This window comes from Paenibacillus monticola (genome assembly GCF_009664975.1).
Taxonomy (GTDB): domain Bacteria; phylum Bacillota; class Bacilli; order Paenibacillales; family Paenibacillaceae; genus Paenibacillus_AQ; species Paenibacillus_AQ monticola.
On sequence record NZ_WJXB01000001.1, the window covers coordinates 833,749 to 851,758 of the forward strand.

Genomic DNA, 18,010 nt, shown 5'->3' on the forward strand with positions numbered 1-18,010 from the left:
TCCTAGAAATCGTAATATTGTGTCGATAATGCACAAATATATGGTTGATACTCGGATTTAAATAATAATATCATTATACTATAGAAAAATTCTGAGGAAGGGTAGGGATAAATTGTGAAACTAGAGCAGGTACATTCCGGTGCGGATGGCGTCAGGCTGGAGACAACAGAAGGAATTATGCATATCGCTTTTTGCACGCCGGGAATTGCCAGAATTCGATATACCTTGAATTCGGAGCTGAGCGGGAAAGCGAGTCTTGTGGTAGTGAGCCGCCCGGTTGCAGAGGACATTCTATGGACTGTCGTGGACCAGCCCGGCCATCTGGAAATTTCAACAGCACTCCTTACGATTCAGGTGGACAAATTGACCTGTGCATTCAGTTATAGGGATGCGGAGGGCAAGCTGCTTACAAAGGAGCCGTCCAGAGGCGGCAAAACGCTGGAGCGGACAGAGGTATATCATACGGTCTTCGATGTTTCGGCGGATAAGGTTGAAATCGGTCAGGGGGCAGATGGCCTGCGTGCAAGAGCGGAAGCGATAAACCGCAAGCTCGACAGACAAGCCTATCATACGAAGCTGGAATTCGAATGGCAGGTGGACGAGGCCTTGTACGGACTTGGCTCACATGAAGAAGGAATGATGAATCTTCGGGGACGGCATCAATATTTGTACCAGCAAAATATGAAAGCGGTTGTCCCGGTTCTTGTATCTACACGCGGCTACGGGATTTTGGTAGACTCCTATTCGTACATGACCTTCCATGACGATGCATTCGGTTCATATCTCTGGACGGATGTGGATGAAGAAATGGATTACTATTTTATTTACGGGCCGGAGTTCGATCAGATCATAACCGGGATACGTCATCTGACTGGAGAAGCGCCGATGCTTCCAAAGTGGTCTTACGGATATGTACAATCCAAGGAACGGTACATTTCCCAGGAGGAATTGATTGCCACCGTGCAAGAGTATCGTGACCGCGCGCTTCCCCTCGATTGCATCGTCCTGGATTGGCAGTCGTGGACAGGGAATTTGTGGGGACAAAAGACATTTGATCCCGATCGTTTCCCAGACCCCTCGCAAATGATGCAAAGCTTGCATGCCTTGAATGCAAAGCTCATGGTATCCATATGGCCGATTATGGGCGCCGGTGGTGATAACCACCAGGAGATGAGCGAGCGAGGCTTCCTGCTCGGCAATCAGGCCACCTATGACACCTTCCGGGAGGAAGCGCGAGAGTTGTATTGGAATCAGGCCAATACCGGACTGTTCTCCCATGGGATTGATGCCTGGTGGTGCGACTGCACCGAGCCGTTCGAAGCTGACTGGAAAGGAGCGGTAAAGCCGGAGCCCGAGCAGCGCATGCTGATTAACACGGCTGAATCCAAGCGTTATCTTGATCCGGGTGTTATCAATGCCTATTCGCTGCAGCATTCCAAAGGCATTTATGAAGGCCAGCGTTCGACGTCTGCCGACAAACGGGTCGTGAATCTGACGCGCTCCGCTTTTGCCGGGCAGCACCGTTACGGCACGATTACATGGTCAGGAGATATAGCAGCCAATTGGGAGACGCTGAGGAAGCAGATAGCAGACGGTCTTAACTTTTGCGTAACGGGTTCCCCTTACTGGACACTGGATATCGGCGCCTTCTTCGTACGCAATCACAAGGAGCAATGGTTCTGGAACGGGGATTATGATGAAGGTGTCGCCGATTTCGGGTATCGCGAGCTGTATGTCCGCTGGTTCCAGCTAGGGGCCTTTCTGCCTATGTTCCGTTCCCACGGAACAGATACGCCAAGAGAGGTATGGCGATTCGGCGAAGAGGGCGAGATGATCTACGATACGCTGGTGAAATATCTGAAGCTCCGGTACAGGCTGATGCCATACATCTACTCTCTGGCCGGGGCCGTCGCACATCGCAGCTATACGATGCTTCGCGCGCTGGCCTTTGATTACCGGGAAGATGTGCGGGTCCATCCTATTGACGATCAGTTCATGTTCGGTCCAGCCTTCCTGGTTGCCCCCGTCACAACTGCGATGTATTACGGTCCCGGCTCCCGCGAGCTTCAGGGGTTCAACAAGCAGCGCAGTGTCTACCTGCCGGCCGGTGAATGGTACGATTACTGGAGCGATGAACGGATCGGGGGCGGCTTGATGATTGAAGCAAAGGCCGATTTGGAGACGCTTCCGCTATTTGTCCGTGCTGGTTCCATTGTTCCGGTTGGCCCGGAGATTCAATATGCGGATGAACAGCCGGAAGCAGTGATTGGCATAAAGGTATATTCCGGCATGGATGCTTCATTTACACTGTATGAAGATGAAGGGGATAGCTATAATTACGAGAACGGCTCGTACTCCATGATTGAGATGAAGTGGTGTGAAGCAGATCGTATCTTGACAATAGGGAAGCGGGTAGGGAGTTATACAGGTATGCAGGCGGTGAGGCAATTTGCTGTAGAAATCGCCGCTCATGCTGGCCGGTTCCTCGTTTCTTATCAGGGTGACCCCGTAGCTGTCAGAGTAGAAAGCTGATGGACGATCCCGGCGCGAAGCTATATTATGCTTAATGAAGGAGCGAAGCAATCATGACAAGTATGGAACACGCGCAGCGGTTATGGTACAGCCAACCGGCGGGGGAATGGAACGAGGCTTTGCCGATTGGAAATGGGCGGCTCGGTGCTATGATTTTTGGCGGTACGGCCGAGGAGAAGCTGCAGCTTAATGAGGATTCTGTATGGTACGGCGGTCCACGTGACCGCAACAACGAAGATGCACTGCCTCATTTGCCTAAGCTCCGCAGACTGATTCTCGAGGGAAAGCTGCGGGACGCTGAGGAACTGGCAGCGATGTCGATGGCGGGACTGCCTGAAGCTCAGCGGCATTATCTGCCGCTGGGTGAATTGCTGCTAGCATTTGGCGGCCACGAGCAGCATTCCGAGGACTACAGGAGAGAGCTTGATTTGGAGTGCGGCGTCTCCCGGATCAGCTATGTGATCGGTGAGGTCCGGTATACCCGCGAGATGTTTGCAAGCTTCCCGGATCAGGCCATAGTACTCCGGATTACCTCAGACCATAAGAACGGGGTTTCCCTGAAGGCGAGGTTTAATCGCCACAACTGGAGATACCTGGAGAAAACAGAGAAGTGGGAGAACAGCGGACTGGTGATGAGCGGAGATTGCGGCGGCCACGGGGGCAGCTCCTTTGCTGCTGTCTTGAAGGCAGTTACGGAAGATGGCATCTGCCGCACCGTCGGCGAGTATTTGCTTGTAGATGGGGCAAGCTCGGTTACGCTGCTGCTTGCCGCAGGAACCACGTTCCGCCATCCCGATCCGCAGCTTTATGCCAAAAGACACCTGGAAGAGCTGAGCCAGGTTCCTTATGAAGAGCTATTGGCCCGGCATATCGCAGATTATCGCAGACTGTATGGGCGGGTTACGCTGACACTGCCGGAGAACCCGCACCAGAGCGTGCTGCCGACCGACGAGCGGCTGAAGCGGGTTCAGATGGGGGAGGAGGATAACGGTCTGATAGCGACGTATTTCCAGTATGGCCGCTATTTGCTTATCTCTTCCAGCCGCCCCGGCTCCTTGCCTGCAAATCTGCAGGGCATCTGGAATGACAGCTTCACCCCGGCCTGGGACAGCAAATTCACGATCAACATCAATGCGCAAATGAACTACTGGCCTGCAGAAATCTGCAATCTGGCTGAATGCCATGAGCCGCTGTTCGATTTGATCGAGCGGATGCGGGAGCCGGGGCGGGTCACAGCCAGGGTCATGTACGACTGCGGAGGATTTACGGCGCATCACAATACGGATATCTGGGCAGATACAGCTCCGCAGGATACCTGCCTGTCGGCTTCCTTCTGGCCGCTGGGAGCTGCATGGCTGTGCCTGCATCTATGGGAGCATTACCGGTTTAGCCAGGATCGTAATTTTCTGGCGCAGGTGTATGAGACAATGAAGGAAGCTTCCAGATTCCTGCTTGATTATTTGGTGGAAGACGAAGAAGGCCAGCTGATTACCTGCCCATCCGTCTCCCCTGAGAACACCTATAAGCTGCCGGGCGGCGAATCGGGTGTGCTCTGCGCCGGGGCTTCAATGGATTTTCAGATTATTGAAGCCCTGTTTAGGGCCTGCATTCGCAGTGCGGAGATTATCGGCAGGGACGAGGCGTTCCGCGAAGAACTCGCCGCCGCGCTCGCACGCCTGCCCCAACCGCAAATCGGGAAATACGGCCAGATTCAGGAATGGATGGAGGATTATGAAGAGGTCGAGCCGGGGCATCGCCACATCTCCCATCTGTTTGCGCTCTACCCCGGCGACGCCTTCACCGTGGAGCATACGCCGGAACTGGCTGAAGCCGCCCGGACGACGCTGGAACGCAGATTGTCCAGCGGCGGGGGCCACACCGGCTGGAGCCGGGCCTGGATCATTAACTTTTGGGCTAGGTTGAAGGATGAGGGCAAGGCTTATGCGAACGTCCGCGCTTTATTGGAGCACTCTACGCTGCCCAATCTGTTCGACAACCATCCTCCATTTCAGATTGACGGGAATTTTGGAGGAACGGCGGGGATTGCCGAGATGCTGCTCCAGAGCCACGCCGAGGGAATCAAGTTGCTGCCCGCACTGCCACAAAGCTGGAGCACGGGGAGTGTCAAGGGCCTGCGGGCGAGGGGAGGGTATACCCTCGATTTTGCCTGGGCGGAGGGACTTATTACTGAAGCGGTTGTGACTTGCACGGTTTCCGGTTCTTGCCAACTGGGAGGTCCCGGTCTTGATTCCGTTTCGTTCAACGGAGAAGCCGGAAGCTCCTATACATTTACCCGTTAAAGAGTGAACTGGAAGGTGCCCAATTGTCCATTCAATAAGATTGTACTGGCAGGGGCTGGCGTATTGACGCTAGCCCTTTTTCGCCGGGTATTATTCACTTCTGTTCATTTTCTGTAATCCGGTATGGATAAGCCTTGAACGTAAGTAAGTCTATGGGATATACCAATAGAAAGCGTTTTCTTTATATCGTATTTTATGGGGGAAAGACCTATACTTTGTGAATTGTAAGCGTATTCTTGAAAGATATAATTAAATTGTCACTAGTTGATTGAACAAACGAAGTGATTAGCCAAAAAAGGGGAGGCATAATAAAATGCATAAAACGGTAAAACGTTCCGCCCGAGCGCTGGCGGTCGGTGTATTCACACTTGCACTGGCTTTGTCAGGCTGCAGCTCGAACAATTCAAACGGCAATTCAGCAAATGGGACAACGGCTAGTCCAGCAGCAAATGGAGACGACAAAGCTCCGGTAACATTCTCGGTATTTATGTCAGGTCCCGGGCAGCAGCCTACGGCCGACAACAAGATTCTCAAACTGATGAAAGAAGAAACCGGCGTCAGCTTCAATATGGAATTTCTGGTGGGTGATCTGCAACAGAAGCTGGGCGTAATGATTGCCTCTGAAGACTACCCGGACATCATGTCGGGTGATGACAAATTAATCAATGCCAAAGCTTACATTCCGCTTGAGGATCTGATTGAGCAGTATGCGCCTAACCTGAAGAAGCACTATGCCGCTGTCTGGAATCAGATCAAGGATGAGAACGACGGCCACATCTACGTTCTCCCAAGCTATGGCGTATATCAAGGTACAATCACTGAACCGACTTACCAGGGACCAGGCTTCTGGCTTCAGAAAGCCGTTCTTGAGGAAATGGGATATCCGACACCGAAGACTCTGGATGAGTATTTCGATATCATAGCCAAATATAAAGAAAAGCACCCGGATATGATCGGGTTTGAATCGCTCAACTTCGACTGGCGTGTATTCCCGCTTCAGAATGCCCCTGAGCACTTGGCGGGACATCCGAATGATGGGGCCGTTATTGTAGACAACAACATCGCGCAAATTTTTGCCGACAAGGACATCTCCAAGACTTATTACAAGAAGCTTAATGAAATAAATGCTCAAGGTCTGATGGATAAAGAAGCCTTCGTACAGAACTATGACCAGTACCTGGCCAAAGTCGCAAGCGGCAAGGTTATCGGTATGTTTGACCAGCACTGGAACTTCCAGGATGGCGAAACATCCCTGATCTCCCAAGGAAAAATTGAAAATACGTATATCGGATTCCCTCTGCTCTATGATGGCGCTGAGGAATGGTATCGTGACCGCGGAGCGGTCGGAACCAACCGCGGATTCGGGATTTCAATCAATGCCAAGGACCCAGTACGGATTATCAAATTCTGGGATCAGATGATTACAGAAGATTGGCAGAAAACCATCCAATGGGGAATCAAAGGCGAAGACTATGAAGTGAATGCAGACGGTTCATTCTACCGGACGCCGGAACAACGGGCGAACGCAGATCAGACAAGCTGGCAGGTGGCTAATAAAATCACAACCATGCATGGATATATGCCGAAAATTCAAGGTACCTACAGCGACGGGAATGCAGGAGATCCCGGAACGCAGCCGCAGGAATTCTTCGATAGTCTGAAGCCTTACGATCAGAAAATCCTGAAGGCGTACAACAAGAAATCATGGTCTGAATTCTTCAAGGAACCGAAAGAGAATAATATCTACTTCCCGGCCTATTCCATCGTTCTTAAGGACGGTTCGGCAGCCCAGCTTGCTCAGTCCAAGCTGAATGACCTTCAAGTCAAATTTTTGCCGAAGTCCATTATGGCCAGTCCAGCTGAATTCGAAGATGTCTGGACCGATTATGTTAACCAGATCCATAAGCTGGATATCAAGGCATATGAAGATCGGATAAATGAAGGTATCCAGCAGCGCATCGAACAGTGGAGCGTGAAGTAAGCGGAATTAAGGCTGTAACAGGAGCGGGAAATGAACTTCCCGCTCTTCATAAATAGGGATAGTATGGAGAGAATGATTTTACAGGAGGGAACACTACATGTCTGATGCCGTACTGGACAAACAGGTCAAAAAACAGAAGCCTAGAAAAAGCAGAGTCGATCCGGAAATCGGTGTGAGCCTTAGCTGGAAAACGCTGAAAATACAGAAGCAGCTTATTTTTATGTCTGTGCCGATTGCTATTTATCTGATTATCTTTAACTACATTCCAATTTGGGGCTGGTTGATGGCTTTTCAGAACTATCGTCCGGCGCGTTCCTTCGGCCAGCAGGAATGGGTTGGCTTGCAGCAGTTCAAATTTCTGTTTGCGGACGAGACCTTTTTGATGGTACTGCGCAATACGGTTGCCATGAGTTTTATAAACCTTATACTTGGTACTACTACAGCAATCGGCCTGGCTTTACTACTAAATGAGATCAAAGTTAAGTTTTTCAAACGTATTGTTCAGTCCATTTCGTATTTGCCTCACTTCTTATCCTGGGTTATCGCGGCAGGTATCGTCGCCACTTCGCTGTCGATTGATGACGGAATTGTCAATATAGTCTTAATGAAGCTTCACTTCATTAAAGAACCGATTATGTGGCTCAGTGAAGGGAAATATTTCTGGGGTATTGTCGGGGCTTCGAACGTGTGGAAAGAGGTAGGCTGGGGCACCATCATTTATCTGGCAGCCATTACCTCGATCGATCCTTCTCTGTATGAGGCAGCGTCCATAGACGGCGCCAAGCGTTTTCAGAAAATGCGCTATGTCACTCTTCCGGGGATTAAAGCCACATTCGTTATTTTATTGATTATGAACATTGGACATATTCTTGATGCCGGTTTTGAACTTCAATATTTGCTTGGCAACGGTCTTACTGTGGACTGGTCGCAAACCATTGATATCTTTGTATTAAAGTATGGTATCTCTATGGGGAATTATTCTCTGGCTACGGCGGCAGGGATATTCAAAACCATCGTAAGTGTTGTGCTCGTATTCATCGCAAATTATATCGCAAAACGCCTCGGCGAAGAGCGATTAATATAGAGGAGGAAGCCCAAATGAAAGCTGTGACGAAAGGTTCAAGCCGTTTTGAGCCGGTTGTATTTCATACGATCAACTCGATATTTATGCTCTTTGTGGTTGCCATCACACTCTATCCATTCCTCCACACGCTTGCTGTTTCTTTAAATGACGGCAGTGACACTCTTGCCGGCGGAATTTATTTCTGGCCCCGTGACTGGACCATGGAGAACTATAGAGCTGTCTTTATTTCAGGGACGATCTACCATGCCGCTTTTATCTCCGTGTCCCGCACGGTGCTCTCGACGGTATTCGGCGTTTTTCTGACCACCATGCTGGCATATACACTGGCACAGCAGCAATATATTTTCCGTAAAAAAATCGGCATGTTGTTCATCCTGACCATGTATTTCAATGCCGGCCTGATTCCGAACTACTTCCTTATTAAAAATTTGGGCCTGCTTCATAGCTTTATGGTCTATATCCTTCCGAGCTTGGTCGGCGCGTTCAATCTGATTATCATGCGGACGTATATCCGGTCCCTTCCAGGCAGTCTTACGGAGTCAGCGAAGATCGACGGGGCGGGAGAATTCAGAATCTTCTGGAAAATTGTCTTTCCGCTGTGTACGCCCGTGCTGGCAACCGTTGCTTTGTTCATCGCCGTAGGCGCATGGAACTCGTGGTTCGATACATTCCTGTATGCCTCCTCGGATATCAAGCTCAGCACACTGCAATATGAAATGATGAAGTTGCTTGGTTCCACCATGAGTACGAACAACGATCCTTCCTTGCTGGCTGGCAATCAGCACAATCAGGCGCAGGCATTAGTGACACCGGCTTCCATCCGTGCAGCCATCACCATTGTTACCGCAGTGCCAATATTGTTCGTATATCCTTTCTTGCAGAAGTACTTCGTGGTAGGATTAAACTTGGGAAGTGTTAAAGAATAACTGAATTTATATTATTTAAATGGATTGTATGATATTGAAAACCGTTTCGGCAGCGACCGAAGCGGTTTCTCCTGTTGGGCAAGGCTTAGCTTTCCGTAATCAAAATTTTGAAATAAAGATGGTGATGCCAATGCTTAAGGTACTGTTTGCCGACGATGAGCCGCTGATGCTAGAAGGGCTTCGAATCCTGGTGGAATGGGAGAAACTGGACTTTGAAGTGTGCGGCGAGGCAATGGATGGTGAAGATGCGCTGCAGCTTATTCATAGCACAAGGCCTGATTTGGTTATAACCGATGTACGTATGCCTGTGATCGATGGCCTTGAACTCATCAAGAAATTTGCTGAAAGCGATTTCCAACCGAAGTTTATCATTTTTAGTGGTTATGCAGACTTTGAGTATGCCAAAGAAGCCCTTAGATACGGTGTGTCCAATTATTTGACCAAACCTTTGGATGAAAGAGAGTTGACAGAGGCTCTGCTAACTGTAGCCGAACAAATACGCGCTGAGCGCAAGCATGCATCACGGCAGGAATTGGTTTCCGCCTTCATACAGGCAGAAGCCGTATCTCGTCTTCTCATGCGTGAGAATACTTCAGAGGAATTGAAAGAGGCACTTAAAGCGCTGGATATACACCCCGGCTCCCGGATATGCTGTGTATTGGTTCAGAGCGATTCGCCCGACAGCTCACATTTGCGAAGTCAAGTCTATTCCATGAATGTCAAAGAAGCGTTCCGCAATATAACCGCGTATCCTTTTATGGCCGGAAGCCATAAGCATGGCTATTTACTGGTTTCCCCGCCGGAAGGCCCAGAGCTTGACCAGGTGATGCTAGCAAGCTGGATTAATGAAATGCGGACTCAATATAACGGTCTAGTTCTTTGCTCGGCAAGCCTTGAGCATCAGGGGACTTCATTTCTGAATGCTGCCTATCATGAAGCGCTTGCCGCTGAACTATGCCGGTCGGATTTGAACACCCGTGGGATTAGTTTCTTCCAGCAGCAAGACAAGGATGGAATGGCGCTGCTTGCGGCAGGGCTCAAGAAATCGCTGCTCCAATCGGTTACGGAAGGGCAGCTTGACCCATCAAGCTCCCAACTGAGCGATATATTTAAAATTTTCTCGGCGAATAGTACTTCAAGTGCATGGATCGATGCTTTCCTGAGCAACATCAAAGTTGAATTGCTACGCGAAATCGACGCCAGAGGAGGAGAATCTGTATTATGGGCGGATAAATGGTTTCCCCCCCGGGTAACTGCTTGCTGCTTGCCGCTGTTTGAACGGCAGACGGCGGAGGATCTGAACGAAGTGGCTGAATGGTTCGCCTCAGCGGACAACAATCAAGAGGACCTGCTCGTTACGGCGGCGATTGATTATGTCCGGGTGCATTATCAGGAGAAGCTGAAGCTGCAGGACATCGCGAAGCATTTACATGTGAATTCTGCTTATCTGGGACAACGAATCAAGAAACGTTATGGCATCTCTTTTAACGAGTTTCTTCATGAATTCCGAATTGAAAAAGCCAAGAAACTGCTGCGCCAGACGAATATGTGTATTTCGGATATCTCGGGGCGTGTAGGATATTCGGATGCGGATTTGTTCGCGGCCAAGTTTAAAGTGCTGAATGGCGTCTCGCCTTCGGTGTACAAGAAGGGGTAATTCAAGGGGGAGGGGAGCAGCATGAAAGGCAAAAGGAAACCATCAGCCTTCGTCAATGATATCCCGCTCAAATACAAGTTTCTGTTTATTTATTTGCTATGTGTTCTTGTCCCGATACTCAGCATTAATGCCCTCTTTTATGTTCAGATCAGCCGTAATGTGGATACCCGTGAAAGAGAGAATCTTGAGATTTCTGTAGACCGGGTGGTCTATGATTTCATGCAAATCGTGAATGAATGTGTGGCGATAAGCAATACGGTTGCTGCGGACCGTGCTTTCAATGAAATCATGGATTATACTTATCCGGATAATGAGGCTTATTATGAAGCCTACAACGATATTCTGAGGGATAAGATGCGACAATACAGCAATCTGCATTCCTATATTTATTGGATGGGTGTGTATACTACGAATCCTTCTATCCAGAATGGCAGCAGTTACTTTGTTTTGTCCGACAGTGACAAGGAGAGTGAATGGTATCGCAAAATTACCGGGGGCGCGGACAAGGTACTGTTAACCTCGTATCAGGATACTAACCCACTCAATCCGCCTCAGCAGGAAGTGTTTGTCAGCCTTATCCGCAAATTGGATAACTCTACGGGACAGTCCTACCATAAATATCTACGAATTGATCTGAGGTTGAACAATGTGCAGGAACTGTTCCAGAAAGAACGCGACTATTTACAGTTCAAACTACTGGATGAGCAGAATCGTGTCGTGCTGGAATCGGATCATTCCTATTATTCACTCGATACAAACGCCTTGTTGAACGTAGACACGGACGACAGCCAGTCGTCCAAACAGATTGTTCGTACTTTGGGCAGTGCAGGATATACGAATGGCTGGAGGCTGATCGGAACTCCGGAAGGCAGAGTGGTCAATCATGAGATGAGCCATGCGCTGCGAATTTCATTGATTTTTGCTGTGCTGACGATAATTATTCCCACCCTGCTAATGATCGTTATTTTACAATCTTATAATCTGAGAGTAAGGCTGCTCTACAAACATATGAAGCTGGTCAAATACGAGCAGTTTGAGAACATAGATATGTATGAGGGGAAGGACGAGATCGGCGGTTTGATCCGCAGCTTCAATCTGATGACGGGGAAAATCCGCAATTTGATCAATGATGTATATAAGCTGGAAATCCAGAAAAAGGACCTTGAGCTTGAGCGGGTAAGAGCCGAATTGAACTATCTGGAAAGTCAGGTGGACCCGCATTTCCTCTTTAATACACTGAACGCCATATTGGTCATTTGCAAGAAATACAAGTATGAAGAGGTCACCGATGTGATTCGGAATCTGGCTCATATTCTGCGCAGACTGCTGAGCTGGAAGGACGATCTGATCACCGTCGAGGAAGAAATATCTTTTATTGAAATGTATCTGCAGATTGAAAAATTCCGTTTTCAGAGCCGGTTCACTTACGACATTGATATTGACCCCGCCGTGCTGAAATGCCGGATTCCGAAAATGAGCGTCCAGGTACTGGTGGAGAATTCCTGCAAGCATGGTCTGCAGTCGGTTAAAGGAGCAAGGAGGATTCACGTGTCTGCTTCTATGAACGACACAGATCTAATCATTGTTGTTACTGACAACGGAAAGGGAATCGATACGGAGAAGCTCAACTGGATCGAATCCCACCTGAAATCGGAACAAGACTCCGGTAGTAATATTGGGCTCCGAAACGTCTATAAACGACTGATGATGTATTATGACAGCAGAGCCGGGTTTACCATTAAGAGTACCGAGTATGAACAGACGGCTGTCACCATTCAAATCCCCATAGACTTGGCAGTGGACCCAAAGGTGGAGGAATCCCATGTTTAAAGTGGTTTTAGCTGACGATGAAACGATTGCATTAGAGGGATTAAGAACGTTGACCGATTGGGAGGAACTGGGTTTTGAAATCTGCGGAGCGTGTGAGAACGGGGAAGATGCGTTGACTATGATTGATGAATGTTCGCCAGACCTTGTCATTACTGATATCCGCATGCCCGGCATCGATGGATTAGAGCTAATCAAGCGCGTACGCCAGTCGGATCGAGAACAGCCCCTCTTTATCGTCCTCAGCGGGTATGGCGAGTTTGAATATGCACGGACGGCAATCCGTTACGGTGTGAAGCACTACTTGCTGAAGCCTGTCATTGAGGCGGAATGGGATAAGGCACTTGCTGACATTACGGACGAGCTGGAATTACGTGTCAAGCACAAGATGCAGCAGAACATGCTGGCGAACCAGCTTCTTCCCGTTGCAATCGCACGTATGCTTGAAGGGCAGTGGGCGGAGCCGGAAGAGGAGATTGCCGAACAAATGGATTGTCTGGACGAGGCCGTTTTGGGGTGGACATATATACATGTGGATGGCTCCAAAAACATTATCACGGAAATCTGCCGAAAGCTCGCTGAGGCAGCGGGTGCTTTGTTCATTGATATGCCCGGTGATCAGGCGGGGCTTGTCGTGGAGAACTCAGCATCAACAGCGGAGCTGGCTATGGAGGTATATACCGAGTTGTCACGTAACGGCGTGAAGGGGTCTGTGAGTATCGGGCCGAGTGTTCAGTCTCTACGGGAGCTGCCCGTATCCTATATGGTGGCTGCAGGGGCTGCCGCACGCAACTTTTTTTATTCGGAAGCAAGCGGACCCATTGACACAAACATGGATGCTCGGGTTCAGCTTAACTATAATCTTCCATCCGCAAATCTGACAGAGGAACTGATGGGTGCAGTTGAAAGATTGCAGGAGCAGAAAGCTTGGGACAAATTGAAGGAAATGTTCAGAATGTTTGAACAGAGTAGAACTGCGCCTGAGGTTGTGCAGATGACCAGTATCGATATCATGCTGAAAAGTATGGAGCTGGTGAAGGAGTTCGGAGGAAAGGCTGAGCAGTGGAGTGATTCTTTTGATTTTTTTAAAACCAAGCCAAAGTCACTTGCAGTGCTGGAAGACATCCTAAGGGATTTGTTGAACTCATGTATGGAATACATCAAACAGCATAAGGAACGCGGATCCGAGCATCCGCACATACAGGTGGAATGTTATTTGAAGGACAATTATTCCAAACCTTTAACTGTAAAAGAGATAGCGGAGCACTTTTATATCAATTCGGTATACCTGGGCCAGGCGTTTATTAAAAAGAATGGTATCAGCATCCTTGAATATATTCATAATTTGCGCATCGAGCAAGCCAAGAAACGGTTGATTGAGACGGGCGAGACCGTCAGGAAGATTGCAGAGAATGTAGGTTATGTGCATTACCATCATTTTTTAAGAGAGTTTGAAAAACGGACGGCATTGAAACCGGTCGCTTACCGTAACCAGGCTAGAGCTGAAAAATGACGGGTATCCTTATTTATTTTGGTAATGGTAAACGCATACAAAAGCGATATTATAGACTTAACTGTCCGGACTACACCCACTATAGGAGGTTATAGATGATGACACAGGCAAGCAGCGGGTTACCCGCATTGCATGAAGTATTCCGAGATGCCTTCAAAATTGGCGCTGCGCTGAGCATGGGCACCTTATCTGCTCAAGCTTCTTTCATTGCTAAGCATTTCAACAGCATTACAGCCGAAAATGTGATGAAGCCGGAGGAGGTTCAGCCGCATGAAGGAATCTATACCTTTGATGCAGCCGACCGTATCTTTGAGTTCGCGCAGGCCAATCACATCGCAGTCCGAGGCCATACCCTTCTCTGGCATAACCAGACAGGGGACTGGATGTTCCGCAATTCAGAGGGTGAGCCGTGTACCAGGGAGCAGCTGCTTGGCCGTCTGCAAACCCATATTAACACTGTGGTTGGGCGATACCGCGGGCAGGCATATGCCTGGGATGTGGTAAATGAAGCGATTGAGGATAAATCCGACCAATACTTGAGGAATACGAAATGGTTGGAAATTCTCGGAGAGGACTATCTCCGTGAGGCATTTGAAATGGCCCATCAGGCAGACCCGGACGCTTTGCTGTTCTACAACGATTATAACGAGACCGATCCTGTTAAACGCGATAAAATCTTCAAGCTGGTCCGCAGTTTGCTCGACCAAGATACACCTATTCACGGGATAGGAATGCAGGCACACTGGAATATCTATGGACCAACCATTGACGAAATCCGCAGTGCGCTTGAGCTATATGCTTCTCTTGGCCTTAGAATCCACATTACCGAGTTGGATCTTTCCATGTTTCGGTTCGAAGATAACCGAGCTGATTTGAAAGCGCCAACAGTTGAGATGCTGAAGCTTCAGGAAGAACGTTATGCGGAGATTTTTGCCGTTCTGCTGGAATACAGAAAGGTCATTGATTCTGTTACATTCTGGGGTGCAGCTGATGACTATACCTGGCTGGACGATTTCCCGGTTCGCGGGCGTAAAAACTGGCCGTTTCTCTTTGACGTACACCAGCACCCCAAAGCTTCGTTCGGGCGGCTTGTCGATCTGGCTGCCTCGAAATGATAACCCTTGATAAAGTTCGATAAATTCATAAAAGTGGAGGACAAATCATGACATTTCAATTGAATCAGGCCATAGGAAAGGTTCCGCCTAACGGTAATCCGTTGGTTGCAAATCGATACGGGGCTGATCCGTATGCCCTGGTATTCGGAGACCGTGTCTATTTGTACATGACCAATGACGCGCTGGAGTTCGACGGGAGCGGTATTGTAAAAGAGAACACTTTCAGCAGTATCAATAAGATTGCGGTAATCTCCTCCAGCGATTTAGTCAACTGGACCGATCATGGCGAAATTGTGGTAGCAGGGCCGGATGGGGCGGCTAAGTGGGCTACCCAGTCTTGGGCGCCTGCAGCAGTCCACAAGGTGATCGAAGGCAAGGATAAATTCTTTCTGTACTTCGCCAATAATGCCAGCGGTATCGGCGTTCTGAGTAGTGACAGCCCGGTGGGACCATGGATTGACCCTATTGGTGAGGCACTCATTTTGCGTTCAACTCCGGGAGTTGCGGATGTGACATGGCTTTTTGACCCGGCGGTTCTGGTTGATAATGACGGCAAGGGTTATATCTATTTCGGAGGCGGAGTACCGGAAGAAGAATATGCGGAGCCGGGTACAGCACGGGTGATGAAGCTGGGAGATGACATGACTAGTGTAGTGGGTACAGCTGAGATTGTTCCCGCCCCGTTCATGTTTGAGGATGCCGGCATACATAAGCGGGAAGGTGTCTACTACTATTCCTATTGTTCAAATTTCTATGATGGGGAACGTCCGGAAGGCAGCCCTCCTGCGGGAGAGATTGCATATATGACGAGCGATAACCCAATGGGTCCTTGGACATATCGTGAGACGATATTAAAAAATCCGGGACATTTTTTCGGAGTGTCGGGTAATAACCATCATGCGATTTTCCAATTTCATGAAGAATGGTATATCGCCTATCACGCACAAACCTTGTCCAAAGCACATGGAATTGCGAACGGCTATCGTTCGACGCATCTGGGCCGCCTTTTCCATAACGAGGATGGCTCCATTCGGGAGGTTGAAGCTGACTATAAAGGTGTGCAGCAAATCAAACCTTTATGCCCGTATCAACGTGTACAGGCGGAGACGATAGGGTGGAGCGCAGGCATAAAGACGGAATTCGAGGAGGCCGTGGAAGAACGGCTTGTAACGAATATAGACAATGGCGACTGGATTGGGTTAGCAGGGGTCGATTTCGGAAGTAAAGGTGCCGAAACATTCAGTGCCTCTGTCATAAGTCTTGAGGGTGGGGGTACGATTGAACTGCATCTGGATGACCCGGCAGGTCTATTCATTGGCGAACTGCCTGTGCCCGCCGCGAACGGGCCGGAGAATAGGGTAGAGTTAAAGACGGAGGTTAACGGAACTCAAGGAATCCACGACCTGTATCTGGTGTTTACAGGAACAACAGGGATGCCATTATTCAAGCTTGTATCATGGCAGTTCATGGAGTAGAGGAATACATTCGGGGAGGGAAATACAGTGAATACTGCTACCATAACCAATCCTATCATGTGGGCAGATGTTCCGGATGCTGACGTCATCCGGGTTGGCCCTATATTTTATATGGTCAGCACGAGTATGCATTCCATGCCGGGCTGTCCGATTATGAAATCGGTTAACTTAATGGATTGGGAAATTGTGAATTATGTATATGATACCTTTGAAGATAACGATGCCCACCAGCTGCTGGACGGACACGGTATTTACGGAAGTGGCTCTTGGGCGGCATCCCTCCGTTATAAAGACGGGGTGTTTTACGTTTGTTTTTCATCCAATGACATGGACCGGTTCTATATCTACCGCACGGGGGATATAGAACATGGAATATGGGAACGTTCGGTGATACCGGGGCTTCACCATGACCCGAGTTTGCTGCTGGATGACGATAGCCGCAATTATGTGATCTACGGTAATGGGGATATCTGTATTAAGGAGCTGACGGAAGATCTTACGGCTGTGAAGCTAGGTGGAACCGATCAGTTGCTGCTCGACGGCGATCGGAAAGACATGGTTCTGCGGATCGAAGGTTGTCATGCATACAAGCTGAACGGTTATTACTATTTGTTCTTTATTGAATGGCCGAGAACCGGAAATATGCGCAGGCGTCAAATATGCTACCGCTCGCGCGAGCTTCTGGGAACCTATGAACGGAAAATCATTCTGGATCATGATCTGGGCTACCATAATAATGGTGTAGCGCAAGGAGGCATTGTTGATACTCCAGATCATGATTGGTATGCTGTGCTGTTTCAGGATCATGATGCTGTCGGGCGGATTCCCTGCGTACTTCCTGTGAGCTGGGAGAACGATTGGCCGATCATCGGGATGAATGGCTCAGTACCTCAAGTTGTGGAGACAAAGCTTCCGGTTGCGGAACCGAAGCCTCTGGTAATCAGCGATGAGTTCGACTATGAGACTAATCGGGTGGCCCTGAACTGGCAATGGAACCATAATCCAGACCATAGGCTATGGTCTGTGACAGAGCGGCCGGGCCATCTTCGGCTCCGCACCGGTCAATTATCAGACAGCATTCTATTAGCACGGAATACGCTGACACAGCGTACGGAAGGTCCGGCCTGCAGCGCGGAGACAGTGCTGGAGGTCTCCGGCATGATGCCTGGTGACCGGGCAGGCATGGTAGCGCTGCAGAATGGGTTCGGCACTGTAAGTATAGCCGCCGGGGAGCAGGGACAGTTCAACGTTGATATGTGCATCAACGGCGGTGACGGCTGCGAGGAGACGGTGGAGAGTGTTGTGTTCACCGGTGAACGGGTTTATCTCAAAATTGATTTCAATTTTGAGGATAGCCTTGACCAAGCACAGTTCTTCTATTCAGAGGACGGGACAGCTTGGAAGCCAATCGGCCGGATGCTGCATATGAAATACACGCTGGATCATTTTATGGGGTACAGAATCGGCCTGTTCAATTACGCGACCAAGCAGTCCGGCGGTTATGCCGATTTCGATTATTTCCATTATCAAAGGCGGAATTAGAACAAGGTTTAGATATATATAGCTTGACCATGCCACAAATTTCAAGGCAAAGGGCGGC

The 18,010-nt window shown here is 49.1% G+C and carries 11 protein-coding genes; all 11 read left to right on the plus strand.

Annotated elements, in window-relative coordinates; all coding sequences use genetic code 11:
• The first annotated feature begins 114 nt into the window (after positions 1 to 114).
• The 11 genes from GJB61_RS03585 to GJB61_RS03635 all read left to right on the plus strand — a co-directional run bounded on the left by GJB61_RS03585 (position 115) and on the right by GJB61_RS03635 (position 17,952).
• On the plus strand, positions 115 to 2,532 hold the full coding sequence (locus GJB61_RS03585; protein WP_338115654.1) for a glycoside hydrolase family 31 protein: 2,418 nt from the start codon (positions 115 to 117) through the stop codon (positions 2,530 to 2,532).
• Positions 2,533 to 2,585: 53 nt separating this feature from the next.
• Positions 2,586 to 4,832 (plus strand): glycoside hydrolase family 95 protein, encoded by a 2,247-nt coding sequence (locus tag GJB61_RS03590; RefSeq protein ID WP_154117070.1) that lies wholly within the window; start codon positions 2,586 to 2,588, stop codon positions 4,830 to 4,832.
• 313 nt (positions 4,833 to 5,145) lie between these two features.
• Positions 5,146 to 6,813, plus strand: coding sequence for a type 2 periplasmic-binding domain-containing protein (locus tag GJB61_RS03595; RefSeq protein ID WP_154117071.1), 1,668 nt, complete (start codon positions 5,146 to 5,148; stop codon positions 6,811 to 6,813).
• A 97-nt stretch (positions 6,814 to 6,910) separates the two neighbouring features.
• Positions 6,911 to 7,897, plus strand: coding sequence for an ABC transporter permease (locus GJB61_RS03600; protein ID WP_154117072.1), 987 nt, complete (start codon positions 6,911 to 6,913; stop codon positions 7,895 to 7,897).
• 14 nt (positions 7,898 to 7,911) lie between these two features.
• Positions 7,912 to 8,823, plus strand: coding sequence for a carbohydrate ABC transporter permease (locus GJB61_RS03605; protein WP_154117073.1), 912 nt, complete (start codon positions 7,912 to 7,914; stop codon positions 8,821 to 8,823).
• A gap of 28 nt (positions 8,824 to 8,851) precedes the next feature.
• Positions 8,852 to 10,480, plus strand: a complete 1,629-nt coding sequence (locus GJB61_RS03610) for a response regulator transcription factor (protein ID WP_195724220.1) — start codon at positions 8,852 to 8,854, stop codon at positions 10,478 to 10,480.
• Between the two features lie 21 nt (positions 10,481 to 10,501).
• Positions 10,502 to 12,310, plus strand: a complete 1,809-nt coding sequence (locus tag GJB61_RS03615; RefSeq protein WP_154117075.1) for a sensor histidine kinase — start codon at positions 10,502 to 10,504, stop codon at positions 12,308 to 12,310.
• Positions 12,303 to 13,820, plus strand: a complete 1,518-nt coding sequence (locus tag GJB61_RS03620; protein WP_154117076.1) for a response regulator transcription factor — start codon at positions 12,303 to 12,305, stop codon at positions 13,818 to 13,820. The genes GJB61_RS03615 and GJB61_RS03620 overlap by 8 nt, the downstream gene beginning before the upstream one ends.
• A gap of 98 nt (positions 13,821 to 13,918) precedes the next feature.
• Entirely contained in the window at positions 13,919 to 14,935 is a 1,017-nt protein-coding gene (locus GJB61_RS03625; protein WP_154117302.1) for an endo-1,4-beta-xylanase, read from the plus strand.
• Between the two features lie 47 nt (positions 14,936 to 14,982).
• Positions 14,983 to 16,410, plus strand: a complete 1,428-nt coding sequence (locus GJB61_RS03630; RefSeq protein ID WP_154117077.1) for a glycoside hydrolase family 43 protein — start codon at positions 14,983 to 14,985, stop codon at positions 16,408 to 16,410.
• Between the two features lie 27 nt (positions 16,411 to 16,437).
• On the plus strand, positions 16,438 to 17,952 hold the full coding sequence (locus GJB61_RS03635) for a glycoside hydrolase family 43 protein (protein WP_338115655.1): 1,515 nt from the start codon (positions 16,438 to 16,440) through the stop codon (positions 17,950 to 17,952).
• Positions 17,953 to 18,010 lie beyond the last annotated feature (58 nt).